Origin of the sequence: Vibrio splendidus (assembly GCF_002873455.1) — a bacterium.
GTDB lineage: Bacteria > Pseudomonadota > Gammaproteobacteria > Enterobacterales > Vibrionaceae > Vibrio > Vibrio splendidus_J.
The window spans coordinates 1-23,859 of the sequence record NZ_MCUN01000024.1 but is presented as its reverse complement, the minus strand read 5'-3'; the positions used below and the strand labels follow the sequence as shown (position 1 = coordinate 23,859).

Sequence of the window (23,859 nt, the reverse complement as noted above, 5' to 3'; positions counted from 1 at the left end):
GCGTTTAGGTAAAAAAAGCTTCATAAAACAGATTAATTGATGCATAAATAGTCATAGGTAGTGACGTTTAGCTGGTTGTTAGGGATGGCTAAAGAATAATCTACTATTGAAAACGTTAATTAAATGTAAATATAATGCTGCAGCGGGATTATGGCGAGAGAAAATATCTTTGTCTCACTTATGAACCAGTACGCTTATTTGCGAAGCTTGCGGTATCGAAAAGGAATGTACGATGACAGTGGAAAAAAAAGTAGAACGTAGTCTGTTTAATGAGGTGATGGTGCCTTGTTATAACCCAATGGAAATGATCCCGGTAAAAGGGGAAGGCGCACGCGTTTGGGACCAACAAGGTCGAGAGTATATCGACTTTGCTGGTGGTATCGCTGTGAGCTGTTTGGGTCACTGTCACCCAGCAATGGTTAACGCAGTTACTGAGCAAGCAAACAAGATTTGGCATTTAAGTAATGTAATGACCAACGAACCTGCATTGCGTCTTGCGAAAAAGTTAACAGACGTATGTTTTGCAGAAAAAGTATTCTTTGCCAACTCTGGTGCAGAAGCGAATGAAGCAGCATTGAAGCTAGCTCGTCGTTGGGCAGCGGATGTTCACGGTCCTGAGAAATCTGAAATCATTGCATTCAAACAAGGTTTCCACGGTCGTACTTTCTTTACCGTAACGGTCGGTGGTCAAGAAGCTTACTCTGATGGTTTCGGTCCTAAACCGGGCGATGTAACTCACCTGCCTTACAACGATATTGCAGCGCTAGAAGCGCACATCTCTGATCGCACTTGTGCAATCATGATGGAACCTCTGCAAGGCGAGGGCGGTATCATCTCTCCAACATCTGAGTTCGTGAACACGGTTCGTGAACTGTGTGACAAACACAATGCGCTGCTTATTTTTGATGAAGTGCAAACAGGTAATGGCCGTACGGGTAATTTTTACGCTTACCAAGGTCTAGGTGTGACACCTGACATCCTAAGCACAGCGAAATCACTAGGTGGCGGTTTCCCAATCGGCGCAATGCTAACAACGTCTGAACTTGCGACGCACCTTAAAGTCGGTACGCACGGTTCTACTTACGGTGGTAACCCACTAGCGTGTGCCGTTGCTGAAGCGGTTGTTGACGTAGTAAGCCAACCTGAAACGTTGGCTGGCGTGAAAGAACGCGAAGCACTATTCCGTGATGGTTTAGCTAAGATTAACGACAAATACCAAATATTCAGTGAAGTTCGCGGTAAAGGCCTATTGCTAGGCGCTGCGCTTAATGAAGCATGGCAAGGTCGTGCTCGTGATGTATTAGTAGCAGCAGGCGAACAAGGCTTGATGGTACTGGTTGCGGGTGCCAACGTAGTTCGTTTCACACCATCACTGGTTATTACTACACAAGAAATTGAAGAAGGTTTATCAAAACTAGACAAAGCAATCGCTACGCTAGTTTAGCCTGAGCGGCGTCATAGGTATGATCGCCATTAGAGCGATCCCATGACGTACTGCTAAAGGCCCAAGCTTCTGGTTTTGGGCCTGTTTTGCATCTGGAGGGAATATTGATGCTAGTTGTTCGCCCAATAAAATTATCTGATTACGATGCGCTGCATACCTGCGCGGTTGAATCTGGTCACGGATTCACATCTCTTCCGGTTAACGAAGAACTGTTAACCAACCGTATTACTCACTCTGAATACAGCTTTGCTAAACAAGACGTGACTGAACCCGGAGATGAAGGCTACCTAATGGTTGGCTTCGACACTGAAACGGGAGAAGTTGCAGGCACGACAGGCATCGAAGCCTCAATTGGCTGGGACGTACCGTTTTACTCTTACCACATCAGTAAAGTGGTTCACTCATCGCAAAAGCTTGGCGTGAATAACGTCGTGAAGTTGCTGACTTTCGGTAACAACTACACCGGATGCAGTGAGATCTGCACACTGTTCTTGCGCCCAGCTTTCCGTGGTGGATTGAATGGTCGTTTGATGTCGAAGTGTCGCTTCCTGATCATGTCTGAGCACCCAGAGCGTTTCTCGAAAACGATTTTTGCTGAGATGCGTGGTGTATCCGATGCGGAAGGTAACTCACCTTTCTGGCAATGGCTGCAAGAGCACTTCTTCTCAATTGATTTTACGCTCGCCGATTACCTAACGGGTATTGGTAAGAAAGGCTTCATTGCTGACCTAATGCCGAAGCTGCCTATCTACGTGAACCTACTGAGCAAAGAGGCTCAGGCGGTGATTGGAGAGGTACATGATAATACACGCCCAGCACTTAAGTTGCTGGAACGTGAAGGTTTCACTAACCGCGGTTATGTCGACATCTTTGATGCAGGCCCAACGGTTGAGTGTGATCTAAGAAACATTGAATCAGTGCGTAATGCGATTCGTGCTCAAGTGAAAATTGCAGAGCACTCTAGTTCTAAAGACTTCCTAATTGGTAATACCTCGTTTGAGAACTTCCGCGCAGTAGCTGCGAAAGGTGCGTATGACCAAGCAAGCGACACAGTGATTTTATCATCTGAAGTAGCAAGCGCTCTTGAAGTAAAAGAAGGCGAATTCGTTCGCATGTTGGCTCAATAAGAGCGGCGATTATCTGTCGAAGATTTTAAGGATAGAAGTATGACTCAGTGGATAGCAGGACAGTGGGTGGCAGGTCAAGGCGACGCCATGACATCAGTAAGCCCATACAACAATGAAGTCGTGTGGCAAGGCGATAGTGCAACACCAGCACAGGTTGAATCTGCAGTAGCAGCGGCGCGTGATGCTTTCTTAGTTTGGAAAAAATTGAGCTTTGCAGAGCGTGAAGCGATCGTGTTGAACTTTGCTGAGAAGGTAAAAGAGAACAGCGAAGAGATTGCACAGATTATTGCAAAAGAGACGGGTAAACCGATTTGGGAAACTCGCACTGAAGCGGGCGCAATGGCGGGTAAAATCGCTATCTCTATTCGTGCATACCACGAACGTACGGGTGAAGCTTCGCGTGAAGCTGCAGGTAACCAAATCGTACTGCGTCATCGTCCATTAGGCGTTATGGCGGTATTTGGCCCTTACAACTTCCCAGGCCACCTACCTAACGGTCATATTGTTCCAGCACTGCTATCGGGTAATACCGTGGTATTTAAGCCGTCAGAGCAGACACCTTGGACAGGTGAGTTTGCGATGAAGCTATGGCAAGAAGCTGGCCTTCCTGCTGGCGTGATCAACCTAGTGCAAGGCGCTAAAGAGACAGGTATCGCACTAGCCGATGCTAAAGGTCTTGATGGCGTGCTATTCACGGGTAGTGCGAATACCGGTCATATCCTTCACCGTCAATTCGCAGGTCAACCGGGCAAGATGCTGGCGCTAGAGATGGGTGGCAATAACCCGATGGTGATCAGTGACCAATTTGGTGATGCTGACGCGACGGTTTATACCATTATTCAATCGGCTTTCATCAGTGCGGGTCAACGTTGTACATGTGCACGTCGCTTGTATGTTCCTGTTGGAGAGAAGGGCGATCAACTGCTTGATAAGCTCGTTGCGGCTACCTTGAAGATTCGTGTCGATCAGCCATTCGCTGAGCCAGCTCCTTTCATGGGTCCACAGATCTCTGAAGCGGCGGCTAAGTTCATTCTGGACGCACAAGCTAATCTGCAATCGCTAGGTGGTGTAAGCCTAGTAGAAGCAAAAGCGGGTGAAGCGGCGTTTGTTTCTCCGGGTATTATCGATGCAAGCAACATTGCTGAATTGCCAGATGAAGAGTACTTCGGCCCATTGCTGCAAGTAGTTCGTTACCAATCGCTAGAGCAAGCTGTTGAATTGGCTAATGACACGCGCTTTGGTTTGTCTGCAGGCCTAGTTTCAACCGACGATTCGGAGTGGGAATACTTCGTTGACCATGTCCGTGCGGGTATTGTTAACCGTAATCGCCAGCTAACAGGCGCAAGTGGTGATGCACCATTTGGTGGCCCAGGTGCTTCAGGCAACCTGCGCCCAAGTGCTTACTATGCGGCTGACTACTGTGCTTACCCTATGGCATCAATGGAAGGTGGTGAAACTCAACTGCCAGCGACATTTAGCCCGGGCATTGAGCTTTAGTTTCTGAACGACAGATTTATGAACCATAGGTTTATGAAGTATAGGTTTATAAGCTAAAGGCTTTTTGACTTAGGCTTATGAAGTACAGGCTCATTCGTTAAGTTTGAAATAGGGAAGTGGTGTTATCGCTTCCTTTTTCCATCACGTCCGACACCTAGATTGGGCGGTACATAATAATAGAACAAGTATGTCACAGGCTGATGGCTGCTGACTCTGTGTCCAGCCTCTCCCTTTCTAATCCAAATTACTAGCTTGCTAGAACCTCTGACAAGGAGTCACCATGACGCCCGATCTACTCTTTAAATCTCTATGGGACGATTACATTCACAGGCTTTGCCCATCAGCTGAGAAAGTTCAACATCTGCTGAAAGAAAACGAAGCCCTGATCAATGACCATATTGCACTGCGTACTTTCAATGTTGCCCCTTTGGGCATTGAAACACTAGCTAAGCCTTTCCTTGAGTTGGGTTATGAGGCGTGTGGCGATTACTTGTTTGAGAGCAAGAAGCTAGTGGCTAAGCACTACGAGCATTCAGATCCAAACCAACCCAAAGTGTTCATTAGTGAATTGAAGGTAGAAGAGTGTTCAAGTGAGCTACAAGCCATCGTTACTAAGCTGGTTGAGCAAGTGGATGCAAGCAAGCTTCAAGGTCATGAGTTCCTATTTGGTGGTCGTCTTTGGGATCTGAGCTTCGCTGATTTCCAAGTGCTGGCGAAAGAGAGTGAATACGCGTCTTGGTTAGCGGCTCATGGTTACGGTGCAAACCACTTTACAGTAAGTGTGAACCAGCTAAATGAGTTCGATGAAGTACAGGCTGTGAATGACTATTTGAGTAATTCAGGTTTCACTATCAATGCATCTGGCGGTCAAGTTAAAGGCTCCCCAGAGGTCCTGTTAGAGCAATCATCTACAATGGCAGATAAAGTCCCAGTTTCATTTATTGAAGGCAATGAGGTGATTCCTGGAGGCTTCTACGAGTTTGCTAAGCGGTACGCGATGGCGAATGGTGAGCTTTATACAGGTTTTGTGGCAGCATCAGCTGATAAGATCTTCGAAAGTACCAACGGGTAGCAAGAGGCAAGAGACTAATCTTGTTGAACTAAGTCCTAACTAGGCGTTTAGTTTTCTCGTATCTGCTTTCTAGATCTCTAGAAAACAAAAAAGCCACCAAATTTGCATTTGGTGGCTTTCTAATTTTTGGCTCAGTTAATCGAGATTAACGAGTGCCGTATACCACGATAGTTTTACCGTGTGCAGAAATTAGGTTCTGCTCTTCAAGCATCTTCAAGATACGACCTACTGTTTCACGAGAACAACCAACAATTTGGCCGATCTCTTGACGAGTGATCTTGATTTGCATGCCGTCAGGGTGAGTCATTGCATCTGGCTGTTTCGCTAGGTTTAGTAGCGTTTGAGCGATACGACCTGTTACGTCAAGGAACGCTAAGTCACCAACCTTTTGGCTAGTTACTTGTAGACGGTTTGCCATTTGCGCTGAAAGACGCATAAGGATATCTGGGTTCACCTGGATAAGTTGACGGAATTTCTTGAAAGAAATTTCAGCTACTTCACAAGGAGATTTTGCACGAACCCATGCAGTACGCTCTTGGTCTTCTTCGAAGAGGCCAAGTTCACCAATGAAGTCACCTTGGTTTAGGTAAGAAAGAATCATTTCCTTACCTTCTTCGTCTTTGATAAGAACTGCCACAGAACCTTTAACGATGTAGTACAAGGTTTCTGCCTTTTCACCAGCATGAATCAAAGTACTTTTTGATGGGTACTTATGAATATGACAGTGTGAAAGGAACCACTCTAATGTTGGATCGGTTTGGGGTTTACCTAGAACCATAATATCTTACTTCCTCTGCAGGGTATGCTTGCCGCTTTCCGTATTGTAGCTAAGCCTGGATTGACTTGTAGGGTAAGTGCACTTGTTGAGTGCTGCAAGCTATCTTGTGTTTCGTTTAAGAATAGTATCCTTTTTCAGGTACTATTTCTTGATTTTAATCGTGACCAAGCTACGATTTTTTACGCAAAATTGTGCACATGATCACGGTATGAAAAGTAATCAACCAGAATGATGATCTGTTAACCTATTTTTCCGGTTTCGATGAGTTGTTGTAGGATTGGCCTTACAATGAGCTCCATAGCAAAACTCATCTTGCCACCTGGCACCACAAGCGTGTTATGACGAGACATAAATGAGCCATCAATCATAGCCAAAAGGTAAGGGAAATCGACGTTTTTGATGCCACGCAAACGTATAACCACGAAGCTTTCATCTAAGCTTGGTATTCCTTTGGCGTTGAGTGGGTTCGATGTATCTACGGTTGGAACTCGCTGAAAGTTGATATGAGTACGCGAAAATTGTGGAGTAATGTAGTTAAGGTAATCATCCATTGAGCGAACAATTGAGTCCATTACTGCTTCGCGTGAGTGTCCACGATCACGAGTGTCACGAACGAATTTTTGGATCCACTCTAGGTTTACGATAGGCACCATGCCGATCAGTAAGTCGACGTGTTGAGAGACATTGATGTCGCCATCAACCACACCGCCGTGTAGGCCTTCGTAAAACATCACATCAGAATTTTCTGGGATCTCTTGCCATGGCGTGAAGGTGCCCGGCATTTGATTGTAAGGCACGGCTTCGTCGAAGGTATGTAGGTAACTACGGACTTTACCCGTGCCTTCATTACCGTATTGACGGAAGAACTCTTCTAATGCGCCAAAATCGTTGGCTTGTGGACCAAAGTAGCTGATGTGCTTACCTTGCTCGCGAGCCTTACGGATTTCGACATCCATCTCTGGTCGAGTGAAACGATGGAAACTATCGCCTTCAACCCAAGCAGCCTTCACGTCCATCATATTGAACATTTTACGGAAGGCTTCTGAGGTGGTGGTGGTGCCGGCTCCAGATGAACCCGTCACCGCAATAATTGGATGTTTAGCGGACATGACAACCCTTGTCTTTTGAGTAACTTACTTGTTAGCAATCGTTTACCACTATAACACGGCTCCTTTATGAGCGCAGCCTAGAAGCGTTTTGTGACTTGAATATCAACGGTTTCATGGAGCTCAGAAAACACGATGCTGACTTCCTTTGAAGCTAATTGATGTTTCACTTGGTCAATCTTGTTTTGCAGTGAAACCTCTACGTCACCGTAGTCTGTGCCTTCACGAAGCACGAACTCTTTAATGAGATTTTCTAGCGTTTCTGGTGCGATGTCTTGCCATGGGATGATCATAAATACTTCTCTCTTTTATGTTCATGGATATGTTCATTGATGTGAAGCGGGTGTGCTTAGTAATGTTTTTGCTTCTATTCTTGCTTACTTAGGCTCGGTCATTATGCCGAATTTTGGATACTTTCATAGTAAGCCGGCAACGCTTCTTCTAACCAAAATCTAGGCTTGAGTGTGCTGCCAGTAATAAACCCAACATGTCCGCCTTTTTGAAACAGTCGATAATCGATGTTATCAGGCAGAACGAACTTTGGAATCACATCATCAGTCATGAAAGGGTCGTCTTTGGCATGAATGATCTGAGTCGGCAGTTTAATCTTGTTGAGCTTAGGCAGTGCAGAACATTGCGCATAATAATCTTGGGCATTTTTGAACCCATGCAGAGGCGCAGTAATTCGTTCATCAAACTCATACAGCTTGGTGATGTTTTTAATGGTTTCAGCGGTGATACCTAGCTTTTCCTGTAACAGGTTAACTTTTTTCAACGCGTTTGATTTTAGCGAGTTAAGTAGATACTTCTTATATAGCTTGGAGAAGCCCCGTTCAATGCGACTAGAACAACAAGCTAAGTCAAAAGGAGCCGATACTATGGTCGCCGCCGACAGCAATGGGTCGTCCGCATATTCGGCCAAATAGTTCGCCAGCATGTTACCACCTAGAGAGATACCAACCGCAACCTTGGGGTTGTTGGGGAACTGCGCGTGCAGATGTCTTAGGAAAAAGCGCGCATCTTCGACTTCACCGGAATGGTATGCACGCGCTAAGCGATTCGGTTTTCCGCTACAGCCTCGGAAGTGCATCATCACGGACAACCAACCGTTTTTAGCAAACGCATTCATTAATCCATTGGCATAAGGGCTCTCAAAGCTGCCCTCTAAACCATGGAACAAAACGAAAATGGGTTTTTTACTCAGGTTATCTTTGCTTAGGTTATCACTGTTTAGGTTGCGACTACTTGTGCTGTTACCATCAGGTGATTCGCTCCAAGCAAGATCGAGAAAGTCACCGTCGGGTGTTTCTAAGGTTTGCCATTGAGGATCAAACAACGCCTGCTTTCTAATAAATCGTGGCACTAAGGTTTGTAAGTGCGGATTAGAGAGACCAGCCGCTGCGGTAAATATTGTCATAAAACAGTCCATGCTTTTTTTATGGGCTTTGATAAAGTGTTGAGCTTTTAGTGAAACGCCCACGTTTTTATTTGAGCTTGGTTGATTCTCGGCATAAGCGCAAGAGTTTCACTTATACAGGTTACAAAACAGGTTATAGGTAACTGGTTGAGTAATATCGAGATTAAGCTCTATATATTGCTAATAATCCGAGCCACCATCGCGTGAACACGAAGAACGATAGTCCCCAATAAGCTTGGATCTTGATCTAACAAAAGGAAAAGGGAATGCCTTAGGGCTGAGGGGCTGGTTCAGAAAAAGCATCATAGAGGTTTTCTGCCCCTAATAATCGACAGTATTGAAAAGCGAGAGGCGCTTGTTGGTTTGCGAAAAGCTGAAGAGAGTTTATGCAGTCGACGAGATCAGATTGTTGTTGTTTCTCTAGTTGTAATTCGAACTGCAAGGCTTCACGGTAGAGTGAATCGACAACGTGTGCTTTGAGGTGTTTACGCAGCTCCCGATAACTATGAAGTAAGGTTTCAGAGCGGCTTAAGCACTGTTGTATCTTGTGCCACTCTTCTTCGGCAAAAGACAATTGCTGCTCATCAAGCCATTTGAGAAGCAGCAGTAGATTGACGTTGCCGTGGAACTGGTTTTGCAAAGCTAAGCACGCATCCTTTACACCGCGCACACTGTAATACTGAAGGCTAAACTGCCATAGTCGTTCCAGTGTTAGTGATATTGGGGCGTGCTCTGGGCTCATAAGCTATCCATATCCTGTTCCATCTGCTCAAGTTCTTCTTGAGTGGACATCCAATCCATTTCAACTTCTTCTAGCTGTGACTTACTGCTCGCTTGTAGAGCGAGTACTTTATTCAGTTTAGCCTTATTTTCAGCTTCATACAGTGAAGTGTCGGATAATTCTTGTTCAGCTTCTTCGAGAGATAGCGTTAACTTATCCATCTGCTTTTCGAATTGAGTCAGCTTTTTACGAAGTGGTGCCGTCAGTTTACGGAACTCTGCTTCTTTACGTTTCTGCTCTTTTTTCGCTGCTGCACTGTTGGCTCCGTCTTTTGCTGGTGCCAATGCTTGTGCTTCTTTGCGCTCAACTTTCTGTTGTTCGGTTAGCCACTTGTAGTAATCGCTTAGGTCACCATCAAACGGTGCAACTTGACGGTCGTGCACAAGGTATAAATCATCAGTAGTCGCACGAAGTAGGTAACGGTCGTGCGATACGATAACCATTGCGCCTTCAAACGTTTGTAGGGCGAAGGTCAACGCCTGACGCATGTCGAGATCCAAGTGGTTGGTTGGTTCATCGAGTAGCAACAGGTTTGGTTTTTGCCATACCAGTAGTGCTAATACCAAGCGCGCTTTTTCACCACCCGAGAATGGCGCCACCTTGTCGAGTGCTTTTTCACCTTGGAAGCCAAAGCTACCGAGGTAGTCACGCAGTTGTTGCTCGGTGTGTTTCGGCGCAATTTGCATCATGTGCTGAAGTGGCGTTTCTTCTGGGTGCAGCGTCTCCAATTGATGCTGAGCGAAGTAACCCATCTTAACGCCTTGCGAATAGCTCAGCTCACCGCCTTGCTGTTTCAGTTCACCTGAAAGTAGCTTGATTAGCGTGGATTTACCGGCACCATTTCGACCAAGCAGACCGATACGGCTGCCGGGTACTAGATTTAGGCGAATCTTCTCTAGAATCAGATTGTCATCATAGCCCGCTGATACCTCGTCCATCATCATGATTGGATTTGGTAGCGCGTCTGGCTCTCTAAACTCAAAGCTAAATGGGTTATCAAACTGAGCGGGCAGCACTTGTTCCATTTTCTCTAGCGCTTTAATACGGCTTTGCGCTTGGCGAGCCTTTGAAGCTTTGTAACGGAAACGGTCAATGTAGCTCTGCATGTGAGACATTTGTTTCTGCTGCTTTTGGAACATTGCTTGTTGCAGGATCAGCTTTTGAGCTCGTTGAGTTTCAAACGATGAGTAGTTACCGGTGTATTCGTTGAGCTGTTGGTTTTCAACATGCACGATACGGTTGACGATAGGATCTAAGAAGTCTCTATCGTGCGAGATAAGAACGAGTGTACCTGGGTAGTTTTGTAACCAGCGTTCTAGCCACATTACTGCGTCTAAATCCAAGTGGTTGGTTGGCTCATCGAGTAGCAGTAGGTCACTGCGGCACAGTAGGGCTTGTGCTAAGTTCAAACGCATACGCCAACCACCCGAGAACTGGGTGAGGTTCCATGTCATTTGTTCTTGGCGAAAGCCTAAGCCATCCAATAGCTCAGCAGCTCTTGCTTTGATGCTGTAACCACCAATGGTTTCAATCTTGCCGTGGATCTCTGCTACTAATGTGCCGTTGTCGGCTTGTTCCGCTTTCTCTAGGTGATCTTCAAGGCCACGGTATTCACGATCACCATCAATCACGTATTCAATGGCTGTTCTTTCTAATGCTGGTGTTTCTTGAGCAACCCAAGCCATTTCCCAATGAGCAGGTTTACTGAATGAGCCAGCATCAATAGACAGTTCGTCCTTAATTAGGGCGAATAGCGTAGATTTACCACAGCCGTTTTTACCAACCAAACCGATCTTGTCGCCAGGTTGAAAAGTCGCAGATGCTTGGTCGAGGAGTGGCTTACCGCCGCGGAGCAATTGAATATCAGAGAAAGTAATCATAATTGAAGTAGCATAGAAATTAGAGGTGAACAGACGCCTGCATAGTAGGCTGAAACCAGATAAAAGTCGATCACAATGCAATTTGCGTTATGATGCCAATAACATATTAATAACTTTTGCTTAAATTCTTGTGGCCTTGCCACCGTTTAGCCCTCAAAGGAATGTTTCAAAGGAATGAGTAATACTCCCTCGACAGACAAAGCCATGCCAAAGGTGTTAATAATCTACGCACACCCAGAGCCGCACACCTCTATTGCTAATCAGATGATGATTAAAAAGGTCGAGTCGCTCGGTCATGTCAAAATTCACGATCTCTACGCCATCTACCCAGACTTTTTCATTGATGTGCCTTATGAGCATGCATTGCTCCTTGAATATGACGTGATCGTGTTTCAACACCCTCTGTTTATGTATTCCTGCCCTTCGTTATTGAAGGAGTGGTTTGATCGCGTGTTAGGCAAGGGTTTTGCGTTTGGTGAGCAGAGCGTACTTAAAGGTAAACACTGGCGCAGCGTTATTACTACTGGTGGTAAAGAAGAGGCGTTTGGCGCTGCAGGCTATAATAAATACCCATTACAAGAGATCTTACAACCTTTCGAGCTAACGGCTTCTTTGTGTCAGATGCATTGGATATCACCTTTGGTTTTACACTGGGCGAGAAATGTTTCGGATATGACGCTTTACCAACATGCAGAAGCGTATCGAAATTGGTTGCGAGACCCGCTACAAGATATAGGAGCGAATGATGGCTCTGACTAATGATTTTCTACAAAGTAGCGTTATATTTTTAGCGGCTGCTGTGGTTGCGGTTCCTATCGCTCAGCGAGCTGGATTAGGTTCAGTTCTCGGCTATCTATTAGCTGGTGTGGCGATTGGCCCTTGGGGGCTTGGTTTAATCAGTGATGTCGAAGCGATTCTGCATTTCTCCGAGTTCGGGGTGGTACTCCTCCTCTTTCTAATTGGTTTAGAACTTAATCCTAAAAAGCTGTGGCAGATGAGAGCGCCTATTCTCGGGCTGGGTGGCGCACAAGTGTTGATTACGACCCTGATTATTACCGCTATCGCCTGTCTGTTCGGTTTAACTTGGCAAACCAGTCTGGTCATCGGTATGGGTTTAGCGCTCTCTTCTACTGCCATCGCCTTACGAGTTATTGAAGAGCGAGAGCTCGGTGGTAAAGAAGCGGGGCAGTCAGGCTTTGCTGTATTACTTTTCCAAGATATTGCAGTAATCCCTATGTTGGCGATGCTGCCTTTGCTTGCGGGTAATACGGGCGGCAGTTGGGCTGACATGTTGTGGATGCTAGGTGGTGTCATTGGCTTGCTTGTCGGTGGTCATTTCTTATTGAGGCCATTGTTCCGATACGTAGTGATGAGTGGCGTACGTGAGTTGTTCACAGTCGCAGCTTTGTTACTGGTGATTGGTATTGCCGTCATCATGCAACAGATTGGCCTGTCGATGGCACTCGGTACTTTTTTAGCTGGCGTACTTCTGGCTGAAAGTGAATATCGACATGAGCTTGAAATCGCCATTGACCCATTCAAAGGGTTACTGCTCGGTTTGTTCTTCATTTCGGTTGGTATGGCGGTGAACTTAGGTTTACTGGCAGAAAGCCCATTTGCAATATTGATCGCTGTGTCATCTCTGGTCGTATTGAAAGGTTTGGTTCTTTATGCACTGGCTCGTATTTTCGGAACTCAAGCCAAAGCGCGTAGCCGAATGGCGATGATTCTCAGCCAAGGTGGTGAATTTGCTTTCGTTATTTTTACTGCAGCGAGCGCGCAAGGCATCTTGAGTGGTGACCAAGTGTCTTTCTTACTGGTTGTTGTGAGCCTTTCTATGGTGACCACACCATTGATGCTCAAGCTGCAAGATCGCTTCTTTGCTCGTCAACTCAATCAAATTAGTGAAAGTGCGATGTCTTCGGATGTTGTCGATCGCAGCCCTCGAGTGATTATTGCGGGCTTTGGTCGTTTCGGTCAGATCATTGGTCGTTTGATGTATGCCAATAAGATTCGTATCACCGTCCTTGAGAGTGATGCTAGTCAAATACACATCCTTAGGAAGTTTGGCTACAAGGTATTTTATGGTGACTCAACTCACCTTGAGCTGTTACGAGCTGCGGGAGCTGATAAGGCAGAGGCCATTGTGTTGTGTACCGATTCTCCTGACGAAATCATGAAGACTGTCGATTTGTGTAAACAGCACTTCCCACAGTTGAAGATTTTAGCGCGAGCTCGAAGCCGTGTTGAAGCGTATCAATTACTTAACCACGGTGTGAGTAACTACTCTCGTGAAACCTTCCTTGGAGCACTGGATTTAGGTCGTCAAACATTGACTGAACTTGGCATGCATCCATATAAAGCCAAGCGAGCAGAAGCACACTTTAGAAAGTTGGATAATGGTATGCTGAAAGAGTTGCTCCCTCAGCATAACGAAGATGCCGAGTTAGCCCAAAGAGCGAAAGAGGCTCGTAAAGAGCTTGAAGAGATCTTTGGACACGAGATGGAAAACGATCACCAATCTCGAAACTATTGGCAGTAGCCTGAGTTAAAAACTAATAGCTTGATTTAAGAAAAAGCACCTAAAAGAACCAATCTAATAATAAACGCGGTCTCTGCTTAGTCTTTAATAGAGCATGTGGGAAGAACTGCGAATCCAGAGTAGTAAAGGATATGAACGTGAAACAGAAAAAACGCTTTATCGCTGGGGCGAGCTGCCCAAGCTGCAAGACTCAAGACACACTCCGCTGGTGGGTTGAAAATAATATCGAGCTGGTGGAATGCGTCGATTGTGACTTCACAGAGCAGCGTAAACCGAAAACTGTAGAGAAATCTGAACACGCGAATCAAGAAATGATCGGTATTTTTAAGCCAGAATGATTGAGTTTCGTTAATTGATCCCCATAATATCCCGGTACAGAATTTTTCCTAAGCTCAACTGTTCGAGCTTAGTCCAAACCTCCTTGGAGCTCTCATGAAAATTGAAAAGAACGTAGTAGTTAGTGTTGCATATCAAGTGAAACTTGAAGATGGCGTAGTAGTTGACCAATCAACTGCAGAAGCTCCACTAGATTACCTTCACGGTCACAACAACCTAATTACAGGTCTTGAAAAAGAGCTTGAAGGCAAAGTAGCTGGCGACAAGTTCTCAGCAACTGTTACTCCAGAAGACGCATACGGCGAGCACAACGATGACCTAGTTCAACGTGTTCCTGCAGACGTATTCCAAGGTGTTGAACAAATCGAAGTTGGCATGCGTTTCCTAGCGGATACTGACCAAGGTCCAATCCCAGTTGAAGTGACTGAAGTAGATGGCGACGAAGTTGTTGTTGATGGTAACCACATGCTAGCTGGCCAAACGCTAACGTTTGACGTTGAAGTTGTAGCGGTTCGTGAAGCGACTGAAGAAGAAGTTCAACACGGTCACGTACACCAAGAAGGTGGCTGTGGCGACCACGATCATGACCACGAAGGCGGTTGTTGTGGTGGCGAAGACCATGACCACGCTGAAGAGAAAAAAGACGGCTGCTGCGGCGGCGGTAGCTGTGGTTCTCACTAATACCGAATTAACGGTTTAGTTTAAGAATATTGAAAGCCTCCCTTGTGGAGGCTTTCTTCGTTTAAGAGCCGAGCTTTCTGAGCAGGCTTTTAATCTAGCGAACTAAGTGTCTGCAAATCTAAGTGCCCGCAAATCTTAGTATTCGTAAAAAGTTTGGTTTTCGCTATCAGACATCAAACCATGGATGTGGTATTGATAGCACAACATTATAAGACGACGTCAGTGGAGAGTTCGCATGTCACAGCCTTTTTCAATTGCCATTCATGGTGGTGCAGGCACCATCTTACGAGAGCAAATGAGCGATGAATTAAAAACGGGTATTACCGAGGCTTTGGAGAAGTCGGTTTTGGCTGGCTATCAAGTTTTGCAATCGGGTGGCGATGCGTTGGATGCAGTGGTGGCATCGGTTAAAGTGATGGAAGACAGTCCGCATTTTAATGCCGGTAAAGGTTCGGTTCTGACTCATGATGAATTTGTTGAGATGGATGCATCTGTGATGCACGGTCGTGAAATGGATGCGGGTGCTATTGCAGGTGTCCGCCATATCAAAAACCCAATTGAGCTTGCGCGTGATGTGATGCTTAAAAGCGACCACGTACTGCTGATTGGCGAAGGCGCAGAGAAGTTTGCGTTTGAGCATGAATATATCTTCACCGAGCAAGATTACTTCTTTACTGAGCGTCGTTATGACCAACTTCAATCGATGAAAGAGAAAGGTATCTTTGCTTTATCTGAAGCGAAATATGATGAACAACAAGCCCAGAAATATCCAGACGATAAAAAGTACGGCACAGTTGGCGCGGTGGCGTTAGACCAAGCCGGTAACTTAGCGGCAGCAACCAGCACCGGTGGCGTGACCAATAAGAAATATGGTCGTGTGGGAGATTCTCCGATCATCGGCGCGGGAACCATGGCTGAGAATGGTAACGTGGCCGTTTCAACAACGGGTATGGGCGAGTTCTTCCTACGTAAAATGGTTGCCAGTGATGTGGCAGCACGAATGCGTTATCTGAAAGAAGATGTGCACACGGCTTGTGAAACGATCATTCAAGGTGAATTGAAAACCATGGGCGGAGAAGGCGGTTTGATCGCTATTGATGGCCAAGGTGATATTCACTTCGGTATGAACAGTTCAGGGATGTATCGTGCGAGTGTTGATACTAACGGTTATGTGGAAGTGAAGATTTACGCCGATGACTAAGATTGTATTGGCTTAATAGACTTTAGCTTAATTGGCTTTAGTTTGTTTATTCCGATGAAATAAGCAAAAGGGCGACAGATAAGTATCTGTCGCCCTTTTTAGTTTTCTATGTCCCGTCCTGACATGTGTTTACACATCGAGGGCGAGAGACTAGCGATGTGTGTCACTAGAATCAATTTGTCATTTTGAACGGCGCTTAATAGTGTGGAGGTGGCGTCTCTTCTGATGCATCAGCGAGGTTTGAGCCATCCATATTCTTCACTTTGCCTACCACGAACTTCATTTGATCTTGCATTCTCGTGATCAACATCTGTTGTTGGCTAAGCGCTTCATTGAGTTCTTCAATGGTTTGTTCTTGGAAAGCTAGCTGACACTCTAGGTCATTCACGCGGCTTTCTAGTTGTTCAACTCGCTTTTCTGTCATCGTTCTTAATCCACATTCCAAGCTTGGGCGATGCCCGCAGAGGTGCCCGATATCACACGGTTCTTTTCATCAAAGGCTGCATCATACACTACCGCACGGGGAGGGCGAGCATCTTTTAATGGCTCAGCATCGTGACGAGAAATTCGTTTTCCATCTTGAGTATTCCACACGCTCACTTGGCTTGATGGCGTACCTGTCACCAACATACTGCCGTCGTCAGAAAAGCGAGCACTGGAGAATATCAGCTGTCGAGACCAACTCTGCAATTGCGCTTGGGGTTCACCCGTTTCTAGATCCCAAATCATCGCTTGGTTGCCGCCATCGGAAGTAAAAGCCAATTCTCCATCCCGTTGTAGTGCAACGCGTACTACTCTTTGTTCATGCTCGAAAGTACGTAACACCAAGCCTGATTCGGTATCCCAAAGGTAAGCTTTGTAGTCGTTACCACCCGATAATGCGTAGCGTCCATTAGAAGAGAGGGAGACTGAATTAACTTTTTCTCGGTGAGCAAGGAACTCAAGACGGCGTCCGGTGACTAAGTCCACATAGATTGCTTTGCCGTTAGACAGGCCAAGTAAGACTTTTTCACCATTGCTGGATATGTCGACATCGCGAATCAAGCCATCGGAGATAGACCATAGTCCTTGTGCTTGAGTCCAAGATAAGTCCCAAACAGCGAAATTCATCTGGCTAGCGGTAATGGCAAAGCGACCATTGTCAGAGATGCGAATCCGCGATACTTGGTTTTCTAACTGATCTTGTGGGCCAAGCTGAGCGAGTTCTTTATCTTGGACGAGATCCCAGAGTAACAGTTGTTTTTGCTGAGAGTAGAGCAGGGCGAACCGTCCATCTCTGCTTAGGGCAAAGCTGGTGGCGCCATTGGGTTCAATTTCCCAACGTTGCTCATCATCTTGAAAGAAAAAGCAACCATTTAACAAGGTGATGACAATCGTACATAGCAATGAGTGGAAAAATATTCGCATCACATCTAATAATCCGGTTTGTGTCGAAAGACATATGACTAGTATATTGTTATAACTAACGTATTCACACCAATCTAATCATTAGATTTGTGCACAATAACCAATGGCTTGGCCATTAATTGGAGAATTCAATGAAATCAGTTTTAAAAGTATCACTGCTTGCCGCAACGGTTATGCTAGCAGTTGGTTGTCAGAAAGAAGAACCAAAGGCAGAAGCTCCACAGGTAGAAGAAGCTAAAGTTGCAGCAGTAAACTTTAAAACAGAAGATGACAAAGCGGCATACGCAATCGGTGTATCTTTCGCGAACTACCTAAGCACAAGCATTGATAAGCCAAGCGAGCTAGGCATTAACCTAGACAAAGATATGGTTCTTCAAGGTATCGAAGACGTATTCGCAGAGAAAACAGCACTTAACGAAGAAGAAACTCGTGCAGCTCTTGAAGCTCTGGACAAGCGTGTTGCTGAAACAATGCAAGCACAAGCGGCAGAGAAATCAGCAGAAGTGAAGAAAGCTGGTGATGACTTCCGAGCTGAGTTCGCTAAAACTGAAGGCGTAAAGCAAACTGAATCAGGCCTACTTTACCAAGTAATGACTGCAGGTGAAGGTGCTTCTCCAAAAGACACTGATACCGTTCAAGTACACTATAAAGGTACGCTAACAGACGGTACTCAGTTCGACAGCTCTTACGATCGTGGCGAACCAGCAACATTCCCACTAAACCGCGTAATCCCAGGCTGGACTGAAGGCGTACAACTTATGCAAGTTGGTTCTAAGTACAAGTTCGTTATCCCGCCAGAGCTAGCATACGGTGAGCAAGACACACCGACCATCCCTGCTAACTCAACGCTAGTATTCGAAGTTGAACTACTAAAAATTGATAACGCTGAAGCGGCTCCTGCTCAGTAATATCGGTTAAAAGCTTCTTACTAAAATACGTTGATTGAATAAAAAGCCTAACTTTGAGTTAGGCTTTTTTTATGATTTGAAGGTGAGTATTTGATTTTTAAACTTGTTCTAAATCACTAGTTGCAATGTTAGCTAGGTGTGCAATTAAAATTTTCTGATAAACTTACATAAATTTGTTGATTTTTCACACGAAGGTAAGGAATAAGTGACTACTACAGAAACAGTCAATGCAGATGTGTTACTTGAAATGGAATCAGTCCACGTCATGCCATTCAGTGAACACGATAAAATCATTCTAAGATCTTATGAAGCCGTGGTTGACGGTATTGCGAGTCTTATCGGCCCGTTTTGTGAAATCGTTTTACACTCTTTAGAAGACCTCAATACTTCTGCGATTAAAATTGCCAACGGCGAGAATACAGGTCGTCAGGTTGGTTCGCCGATCACCGATCTTGCATTGAAGATGCTGAAAGATATTGAAGGTTCTAAGCGTAACTTCTCACGTTCATACTTTACTCGCGCTAAAGGCGGAGTATTGATGAAGTCGATCACGGTTGCTATCCGCAATGGTGAAGACCGAGTGATTGGTTTGTTGTGTATTAACGTAAACTTAGATGCGCCATTCTCACAAGTTCTGCAATCTTTCATGCCTACGCAAGACGCAGACGAAGCAGCATCATCTGTAAACTTTGCGAGCGATGTTGAAGAGCTTGTTGACCAAACGGTTGAGCGTACTATTGAAGAAATCAATGCAGACAAATCAGTATCGAACAATACTAAGAACCGTCAAATCGTGATGGAGCTTTACGACAAAGGTATTTTCGATATTAAAGACGCGATTAACCGTGTAGCTGAGCGATTGAATATCTCTAAGCACACCGTTTACTTATACATCCGTCAACGCAAAACAGAGGATGAAGAGGGTTGTTAAGCTACACACTCCTAGTTAATGGGCCCGTTTACGGCTCACAATCCGCAAGAAGTGCTTATCAGTTTGCCGTGGCTCTATTGAAACAGGGCCACAAACTCCACAGTGTGTTCTTCTATCAAGACGGTGTCAGCAATGGCTCCGGCATTACGGTGCCTGCTAATGATGAATTTGACTTGGCTTCCGCTTGGCAAAAACTGGCGTATGAGCACAATGTTAGCCTAGAGACATGTGTGGCTGCTGCGCTTAGACGCGGAGTGATCAGTACGGACGAAGCCACACAACATCAATTGAGTGCCTCTAACTTGGCGGCTGGGTTTACCCAAGCTGGCTTAGGGAGCTTATCTGAAGCACTTTTAACGCAAGATAGGGTTGTGCAGTTTTGAGCAAATTGGCCTTTGTATTTAACACTTTTCCTCATACGACGGCTGCGGGTAGGGAAGGGCTAGACGCACTGCTAGCGGCTTCAGCCTATAGTGAAGACATTACCGTATTCTTTGTCGGTGGTGGCGTTACACAGCTTCTCAAGGCTCAACAGCCAGATGAATCCCTATCACGTGACTATATTTCTGCATTCAAGCTCATGGACCTCTACGACGTAGAACAGGTTTACGTGTGTCAACATAGCCTCAATCAGTTCGGCCTCTCAACAGATAACTTGTTGATCGATGTGACTGCGCTAGAAGTGAGTGAGTTGACGCAGAAGTTAGCTCAGAGCCAAAAAATACTGACTTTCTAGGGAACGTTATGCTTCATATTGTAAAATCAGTAGATAAACTCAAGCTTGCATTGGCGTACTCGCAACAACAGGATCACATCCTTTTGGTTGAAGATGCGGTGTATGTTTGCCTTCCAAATCATGAGTTATTCAATCAAATCTCAACCGTTGATCATGTGTCGGTATTAAAAACAGATCTCGATAGCCGAGGTTTACAACAACTTGCTTCAAGCACTCTGAATCAAGTGGACTTCGATGGATTCGTCAAACTGACGGTTTTGAACGCTAAATCAGTAACTTGGTAGCTGTATTTTATCAGCATGGTTAAAAAAAGACCATCCTGAGCTCTAGACGGCTAAAAAAGATCTGTATATTTCTTGACACACATCCCACTGCTGAATAGAATTTTGCGTCCCTATTTACACTATGTGTAATAGGGCTAGATTTTTCATCAAGCTTACTTTCAAGTAAATCAGGAGCTAGTTAATGGCAACTATTAACCAGTTGGTACGTACTCCTCGTGTAAAGCAGGTTGTTAAAAGCAACGTGCCTGCACTAGAAGCGTGCCCACAAAAACGTGGTGTATGTACTCGCGTATATACTACTACTCCAAAAAAACCGAACTCAGCACTACGTAAAGTATGTCGTGTTCGTCTAACTAACGGCTTTGAAGTTACTTCATACATCGGCGGCGAAGGTCATAACCTTCAAGAACACAGTGTTGTTCTTATCCGTGGTGGTCGTGTTAAAGATTTACCAGGTGTGCGTTACCACACTGTTCGCGGTGCACTTGACTGTGCAGGCGTTAACGACCGTAAGAAAGGTCGTTCTAAGTATGGTGTGAAACGTCCTAAGTCTTAATGCGTCTTTTTTAAAAAGAAAGCGTTAAGTAAGGCCAAACACTATTTATTTATTATTCTGAAAAGTTTTGGAAAAAACCTGAAGAAGACAACGGAGAAATTCCATGCCACGTCGTCGCGTAATAGGCCAGCGTAAGATCCTTCCAGATCCTAAGTTCAAATCTGAACTGCTGGCAAAATTCGTTAACATCCTTATGGTTGACGGAAAAAAATCTACTGCAGAGAAGATTGTTTACACTGCACTAGAAACTATGGCTGAGAAATCTGGTAAAGATCACTTAGCTGTATTTGAAGAAGCTCTTGAAAATGTTCGCCCAGCGGTAGAAGTTAAATCTCGCCGTGTGGGTGGTTCAACTTACCAAGTACCTGTAGAAGTTCGTCCGGTTCGCCGTAACGCTCTTGCTATGCGTTGGGTAGTTGAAGCTGCGCGTAAGCGTGGTGAAAAATCTATGGCTCAACGCCTAGCTGCTGAAATGCTAGACGCGTCTGAGAACAAAGGTACTGCGGTTAAGAAACGTGAAGACGTTCACCGCATGGCTGACGCAAACAAAGCGTTCGCACATTACCGCTGGTAATACCTTTTTAGTGCAGCAAGGTTCCTTGCTGCACTTCTTTAGTTCCTATGCTTATGCTAGGAACTATTGCTATTTCTAGGGCAAGCACTTTTGAGCGAAGCGTCGCTTTTAACGCGTAATCTAGACATAGCAATAGTCCCTAAGTCTCTAATAAGAGGATTCAACCGTGGCTCGTAAAACTCCTATAGAGCAATACCGTAATATCGGTATCGTTGCTCACGTAGATGCAGGTAAAACAACCACAAGTGAACGTATTCTGTTCTATACCGGTCTTTCTCACAAAATCGGCGAAGTTCACGATGGTGCAGCAACCATGGATTGGATGGAGCAAGAGCAAGAGCGCGGTATTACGATCACTTCAGCAGCAACGACTACGTTTTGGCGTGGTATGGAAGCTCAGTTCTCGGACCACCGTATCAACATCATCGACACTCCTGGACACGTTGACTTCACAATTGAAGTAGAACGTTCTCTACGTGTACTTGATGGTGCAGTTGTTGTGTTCTGTGGCTCATCTGGTGTTGAACCTCAGTCAGAGACAGTATGGCGTCAAGCTGATAAGTACCAAGTCCCACGTATGGTTTTCGTTAACAAAATGGACCGTACAGGCGCAGACTTCCTACGCGTAGTTGAACAGATCAAGGATCGCCTAGGCGCAACTCCTGTTCCCATTCAACTGAACATTGGTGCTGAAGAAAACTTCCAAGGCGTTGTCGATCTTATCAAGATGAAGGCAATTAACTGGAACGACGCTGACCAAGGCATGACTTTCTCGTACGAAGATATTCCTGCCGATATGCAAGAAATGGCTGAAGAATATCGTACTGAACTTGTTGAAGCTGCTGCGGAAGCAAATGAAGAGCTGATGGATAAGTACCTTGAAGAAGGTGAGTTGTCAGAAGCTGAAATCAAACAAGGTCTTCGTATTCGTACCCTCAATAATGAAATCGTACTTGCCACTTGTGGTAGTGCCTTCAAAAACAAAGGTGTACAAGCTGTTCTAGATGCAGTGGTTGATTTCCTTCCTTCTCCAGTCGATGTACCTGCCATTAAAGGTATCGATGACGAAGAGAATGAAATTGAGCGTCACGCGGACGACAAAGAACCGTTCTCAGCGCTAGCATTTAAAATTGCAACAGACCCATTTGTTGGTACTTTAACTTTCATCCGTGTTTACTCTGGAGTTGTTGAAAGCGGTAAAACAGCTTACAACTCTGTGAAGAAACAACGTGAACGTTTAGGTCGCATTGTTCAAATGCACTCAAATAAACGTGAAGAAGTAAAAGAAGTACGAGCAGGTGACATCGCAGCCATTATCGGCCTTAAAGATGTTACTACTGGTGAAACTCTATGTGACCAGAACCATAAAATCGTTCTTGAGCGTATGGAATTCCCAGATCCAGTTATTCAGATCGTTGTAGAGCCTCGCTCTCAAGCTGATCAAGATAAAATGACTATTGCTCTAGGTAAGTTAGCAGCAGAAGACCCATCATTCCGCGTTGATATGGATGCGGAAACTGGCCAGACACTGATTTCTGGTATGGGCGAACTACACTTAGATATCATCGTTGACCGTATGAAGCGTGAATTTAGCGTGAACTGCAACGTTGGTAACCCGCAAGTAGCTTACCGTGAGACTATTCGTGGTACAGCGAAAGCGGAAGGTAAATTTATCCGTGAACATGGTGGTAAAGGACAGTACGGTCACGTGTGGCTGAAACTTGAACCATCAGAAGTTGGCGAAGGCTTTGTCTTCGTAGATGAAATTGCCAATGGTATTGTACCAAAAGAATTTATTACCTCTGTCGCTAAAGGCGTTGAAGAGCAGATGAACAATGGTGTACTTGCTGGCTATCCAGTTTTGGATATCAAAGCTACACTATATGATGGTTCTTACCATGAAACAGATTCAAGTGAGATGGCGTTTACAATCGCTGCCTCTATGGCTTTCAGAACAGGTGCAATTGAAGCGCAACCTGTACTGCTTGAGCCTATGATGAAAGTTGAAGTAACTACTCCAGAAGACTGGATGGGTGACGTTGTTGGCGATATTAACCGTCGTCGCGGCATCATCGAAGGTATGGACGAGGGGACAGCTGGCCTGAAGATAATTCGTGCACAAGTTCCGTTGTCTGTCATGTTCGGTTACGCAACTGATTTACGTTCTGCGACACAAGGTCGTGCTTCTTACTCTATGGAGTTTAGTGAGTACGCTGAAGTGCCTAACAATGTTGCAAAAGCAATCATTGCAGAGCGTGGTTAAACAAAAGGGACGCATTTTTTTCATTTTTTGAAAGATCAATGCGTCCAAATATTGCGCTAACGAGAGTTGGCGCATAAAATAGCAATTTCTGGCGCGTCTCGCTCAATAATGAACGTGGCGAATCATAACTAGGAAGGAACACGATTGTGTCTAAAGAAAAATTTGAACGTACGAAACCGCACGTAAACGTTGGTACTATCGGCCACGTTGACCACGGTAAAACAACTCTAACTGCTGCTATCTGTACTACACTTGCAAAAGTGTACGGCGGTGTTGCTAAAGATTTCGCATCTATCGATAACGCTCCAGAAGAGCGCGAGCGCGGTATCACAATCGCA

The 23,859-nt window shown here is 45.2% G+C and carries 26 protein-coding genes; 18 read left to right on the top strand and 8 right to left on the bottom strand.

The genetic code is table 11. The features are described from left to right. Window positions 1-232 precede the first annotated feature (232 nt). The 4 genes from BCU75_RS17840 (at window position 233) to BCU75_RS17825 (ending at window position 5,140) form a co-directional block, all read left to right on the top strand. Window positions 233-1,444 carry an aspartate aminotransferase family protein gene (locus BCU75_RS17840; RefSeq protein WP_012604934.1) on the top strand — a complete coding sequence of 404 codons (1,212 nt, stop codon included), beginning with the start codon at window positions 233-235 and terminating at the stop codon, window positions 1,442-1,444. A gap of 107 nt (window positions 1,445-1,551) precedes the next feature. Continuing rightward, window positions 1,552-2,571 (top strand): arginine N-succinyltransferase, encoded by a 1,020-nt coding sequence (gene astA / locus BCU75_RS17835; protein ID WP_102465060.1) that lies wholly within the window; start codon window positions 1,552-1,554, stop codon window positions 2,569-2,571. Between the two features lie 39 nt (window positions 2,572-2,610). Continuing rightward, the gene (gene astD, locus BCU75_RS17830; protein ID WP_102474630.1) at window positions 2,611-4,068 is read left to right on the top strand and encodes a succinylglutamate-semialdehyde dehydrogenase; all 1,458 of its coding nucleotides are present in this window, start codon (window positions 2,611-2,613) and stop codon (window positions 4,066-4,068) included. 280 nt (window positions 4,069-4,348) lie between these two features. Next, window positions 4,349-5,140 carry a DUF1338 domain-containing protein gene (locus tag BCU75_RS17825; protein WP_102474629.1) on the top strand — a complete coding sequence of 264 codons (792 nt, stop codon included), beginning with the start codon at window positions 4,349-4,351 and terminating at the stop codon, window positions 5,138-5,140. A 145-nt stretch (window positions 5,141-5,285) separates the two neighbouring features. Here BCU75_RS17825 and crp read toward each other — a convergent pair whose 3' ends face one another. The 6 genes from crp to BCU75_RS17795 all read right to left on the bottom strand — a co-directional run bounded on the left by crp (window position 5,286) and on the right by BCU75_RS17795 (window position 11,102). Next, window positions 5,286-5,918, bottom strand: a complete 633-nt coding sequence (crp, locus tag BCU75_RS17820) for a cAMP-activated global transcriptional regulator CRP (protein WP_004729651.1) — start codon at window positions 5,916-5,918, stop codon at window positions 5,286-5,288. A 239-nt stretch (window positions 5,919-6,157) separates the two neighbouring features. Next, entirely contained in the window at window positions 6,158-7,027 is an 870-nt protein-coding gene (locus tag BCU75_RS17815; RefSeq protein ID WP_004729650.1) for a phosphoribulokinase, read from the bottom strand. 77 nt (window positions 7,028-7,104) lie between these two features. Continuing rightward, on the bottom strand, window positions 7,105-7,317 hold the full coding sequence (locus BCU75_RS17810) for a YheU family protein (RefSeq protein ID WP_004729649.1): 213 nt from the start codon (window positions 7,315-7,317) through the stop codon (window positions 7,105-7,107). Between the two features lie 101 nt (window positions 7,318-7,418). Further along, window positions 7,419-8,441 (bottom strand): hydrolase, encoded by a 1,023-nt coding sequence (locus BCU75_RS17805; protein ID WP_076675404.1) that lies wholly within the window; start codon window positions 8,439-8,441, stop codon window positions 7,419-7,421. A gap of 271 nt (window positions 8,442-8,712) precedes the next feature. After that, complete coding sequence (locus BCU75_RS17800; protein WP_102474628.1) at window positions 8,713-9,183, bottom strand: TIGR02444 family protein; 471 nt, start codon at window positions 9,181-9,183, stop codon at window positions 8,713-8,715. After that, window positions 9,180-11,102, bottom strand: a complete 1,923-nt coding sequence (locus BCU75_RS17795; RefSeq protein WP_102474627.1) for an ABC transporter ATP-binding protein — start codon at window positions 11,100-11,102, stop codon at window positions 9,180-9,182. Before BCU75_RS17795 ends, BCU75_RS17800 begins: the two co-directional genes overlap by 4 nt. 174 nt (window positions 11,103-11,276) lie before the next feature. Between BCU75_RS17795 and kefG the strand changes: the two genes are divergently transcribed. The 5 genes from kefG to BCU75_RS17770 all read left to right on the top strand — a co-directional run bounded on the left by kefG (window position 11,277) and on the right by BCU75_RS17770 (window position 15,862). Beyond that, entirely contained in the window at window positions 11,277-11,861 is a 585-nt protein-coding gene (gene kefG, locus BCU75_RS17790) for a glutathione-regulated potassium-efflux system ancillary protein KefG (protein WP_076675395.1), read from the top strand. Further along, window positions 11,848-13,644: a glutathione-regulated potassium-efflux system protein KefB gene (gene kefB, locus BCU75_RS17785; protein WP_065104116.1), complete on the top strand. Its 1,797-nt coding sequence runs from the start codon at window positions 11,848-11,850 to the stop codon at window positions 13,642-13,644. Before kefG ends, kefB begins: the two co-directional genes overlap by 14 nt. 137 nt (window positions 13,645-13,781) lie before the next feature. After that, on the top strand, window positions 13,782-13,982 hold the full coding sequence (locus BCU75_RS17780; RefSeq protein WP_086048637.1) for a YheV family putative zinc ribbon protein: 201 nt from the start codon (window positions 13,782-13,784) through the stop codon (window positions 13,980-13,982). A 94-nt stretch (window positions 13,983-14,076) separates the two neighbouring features. After that, window positions 14,077-14,661, top strand: coding sequence for a peptidylprolyl isomerase (slyD, locus tag BCU75_RS17775; RefSeq protein ID WP_102474626.1), 585 nt, complete (start codon window positions 14,077-14,079; stop codon window positions 14,659-14,661). Window positions 14,662-14,896: 235 nt separating this feature from the next. Beyond that, on the top strand, window positions 14,897-15,862 hold the full coding sequence (locus tag BCU75_RS17770; RefSeq protein ID WP_102474625.1) for an isoaspartyl peptidase/L-asparaginase family protein: 966 nt from the start codon (window positions 14,897-14,899) through the stop codon (window positions 15,860-15,862). A gap of 196 nt (window positions 15,863-16,058) precedes the next feature. Here BCU75_RS17770 and BCU75_RS17765 read toward each other — a convergent pair whose 3' ends face one another. Both BCU75_RS17765 and BCU75_RS17760 read right to left on the bottom strand, forming a co-directional pair. Next, window positions 16,059-16,286 carry a SlyX family protein gene (locus tag BCU75_RS17765; RefSeq protein WP_009848930.1) on the bottom strand — a complete coding sequence of 76 codons (228 nt, stop codon included), beginning with the start codon at window positions 16,284-16,286 and terminating at the stop codon, window positions 16,059-16,061. Window positions 16,287-16,291: 5 nt separating this feature from the next. Then, on the bottom strand, window positions 16,292-17,269 hold the full coding sequence (locus BCU75_RS17760) for a WD40 repeat domain-containing protein (protein ID WP_102474624.1): 978 nt from the start codon (window positions 17,267-17,269) through the stop codon (window positions 16,292-16,294). A 131-nt stretch (window positions 17,270-17,400) separates the two neighbouring features. Here BCU75_RS17760 and fkpA point away from each other — a divergent pair, with 131 nt between their 5' ends. From fkpA to BCU75_RS17715, 9 genes are all read left to right on the top strand, one after another. Further along, on the top strand, window positions 17,401-18,177 hold the full coding sequence (gene fkpA / locus BCU75_RS17755) for an FKBP-type peptidyl-prolyl cis-trans isomerase (protein WP_004729852.1): 777 nt from the start codon (window positions 17,401-17,403) through the stop codon (window positions 18,175-18,177). Between the two features lie 205 nt (window positions 18,178-18,382). Further along, window positions 18,383-19,108: a helix-turn-helix transcriptional regulator gene (locus BCU75_RS17750; protein ID WP_004729851.1), complete on the top strand. Its 726-nt coding sequence runs from the start codon at window positions 18,383-18,385 to the stop codon at window positions 19,106-19,108. Next, window positions 19,102-19,491: a sulfurtransferase complex subunit TusD gene (gene tusD / locus BCU75_RS17745; protein ID WP_102474623.1), complete on the top strand. Its 390-nt coding sequence runs from the start codon at window positions 19,102-19,104 to the stop codon at window positions 19,489-19,491. Before BCU75_RS17750 ends, tusD begins: the two co-directional genes overlap by 7 nt. Next, window positions 19,488-19,844: a sulfurtransferase complex subunit TusC gene (tusC, locus tag BCU75_RS17740; RefSeq protein ID WP_102474622.1), complete on the top strand. Its 357-nt coding sequence runs from the start codon at window positions 19,488-19,490 to the stop codon at window positions 19,842-19,844. Before tusD ends, tusC begins: the two co-directional genes overlap by 4 nt. An 8-nt stretch (window positions 19,845-19,852) precedes the next feature. Next, entirely contained in the window at window positions 19,853-20,128 is a 276-nt protein-coding gene (tusB, locus tag BCU75_RS17735; protein WP_102474621.1) for a sulfurtransferase complex subunit TusB, read from the top strand. Between the two features lie 181 nt (window positions 20,129-20,309). After that, window positions 20,310-20,684, top strand: coding sequence for a 30S ribosomal protein S12 (gene rpsL, locus BCU75_RS17730; RefSeq protein WP_012604917.1), 375 nt, complete (start codon window positions 20,310-20,312; stop codon window positions 20,682-20,684). Between the two features lie 103 nt (window positions 20,685-20,787). Then, complete coding sequence (gene rpsG, locus BCU75_RS17725) at window positions 20,788-21,258, top strand: 30S ribosomal protein S7 (protein ID WP_017073678.1); 471 nt, start codon at window positions 20,788-20,790, stop codon at window positions 21,256-21,258. 166 nt (window positions 21,259-21,424) lie between these two features. Beyond that, window positions 21,425-23,521, top strand: a complete 2,097-nt coding sequence (fusA, locus tag BCU75_RS17720; protein WP_102474620.1) for an elongation factor G — start codon at window positions 21,425-21,427, stop codon at window positions 23,519-23,521. Between the two features lie 146 nt (window positions 23,522-23,667). After that, window positions 23,668-23,859: GTP-binding protein (locus tag BCU75_RS17715; protein WP_241905392.1), on the top strand; the 192-nt coding region annotated here is incomplete at its 3' end.

Excerpts from the sequence above, each read along its gene's own strand:
- astA (WP_102465060.1), top strand. The coding sequence starts at position 1,552 with ATGCTAGTTGTTCGCCCAATAAAATTATCTGATTACGATGCGCTGCAT.
- slyD (WP_102474626.1), top strand. The coding sequence starts at position 14,077 with ATGAAAATTGAAAAGAACGTAGTAGTTAGTGTTGCATATCAAGTGAAA.
- rpsL (WP_012604917.1), top strand. The coding sequence starts at position 20,310 with ATGGCAACTATTAACCAGTTGGTACGTACTCCTCGTGTAAAGCAGGTT.
- tusB (WP_102474621.1), top strand. The coding sequence starts at position 19,853 with ATGCTTCATATTGTAAAATCAGTAGATAAACTCAAGCTTGCATTGGCG.
- BCU75_RS17800 (WP_102474628.1), bottom strand. The coding sequence starts at position 9,183 with ATGAGCCCAGAGCACGCCCCAATATCACTAACACTGGAACGACTATGG.
- BCU75_RS17760 (WP_102474624.1), bottom strand. The coding sequence starts at position 17,269 with ATGCGAATATTTTTCCACTCATTGCTATGTACGATTGTCATCACCTTG.
- kefB (WP_065104116.1), top strand. The coding sequence starts at position 11,848 with ATGGCTCTGACTAATGATTTTCTACAAAGTAGCGTTATATTTTTAGCG.
- BCU75_RS17765 (WP_009848930.1), bottom strand. The coding sequence starts at position 16,286 with ATGACAGAAAAGCGAGTTGAACAACTAGAAAGCCGCGTGAATGACCTA.
- astD (WP_102474630.1), top strand. The coding sequence starts at position 2,611 with ATGACTCAGTGGATAGCAGGACAGTGGGTGGCAGGTCAAGGCGACGCC.
- BCU75_RS17815 (WP_004729650.1), bottom strand. The coding sequence starts at position 7,027 with ATGTCCGCTAAACATCCAATTATTGCGGTGACGGGTTCATCTGGAGCC.
- kefG (WP_076675395.1), top strand. The coding sequence starts at position 11,277 with ATGAGTAATACTCCCTCGACAGACAAAGCCATGCCAAAGGTGTTAATA.
- BCU75_RS17795 (WP_102474627.1), bottom strand. The coding sequence starts at position 11,102 with ATGATTACTTTCTCTGATATTCAATTGCTCCGCGGCGGTAAGCCACTC.
- fkpA (WP_004729852.1), top strand. The coding sequence starts at position 17,401 with ATGAAATCAGTTTTAAAAGTATCACTGCTTGCCGCAACGGTTATGCTA.
- BCU75_RS17805 (WP_076675404.1), bottom strand. The coding sequence starts at position 8,441 with ATGACAATATTTACCGCAGCGGCTGGTCTCTCTAATCCGCACTTACAA.
- BCU75_RS17825 (WP_102474629.1), top strand. The coding sequence starts at position 4,349 with ATGACGCCCGATCTACTCTTTAAATCTCTATGGGACGATTACATTCAC.
- BCU75_RS17810 (WP_004729649.1), bottom strand. The coding sequence starts at position 7,317 with ATGATCATCCCATGGCAAGACATCGCACCAGAAACGCTAGAAAATCTC.
- crp (WP_004729651.1), bottom strand. The coding sequence starts at position 5,918 with ATGGTTCTAGGTAAACCCCAAACCGATCCAACATTAGAGTGGTTCCTT.
- BCU75_RS17770 (WP_102474625.1), top strand. The coding sequence starts at position 14,897 with ATGTCACAGCCTTTTTCAATTGCCATTCATGGTGGTGCAGGCACCATC.
- BCU75_RS17840 (WP_012604934.1), top strand. The coding sequence starts at position 233 with ATGACAGTGGAAAAAAAAGTAGAACGTAGTCTGTTTAATGAGGTGATG.
- rpsG (WP_017073678.1), top strand. The coding sequence starts at position 20,788 with ATGCCACGTCGTCGCGTAATAGGCCAGCGTAAGATCCTTCCAGATCCT.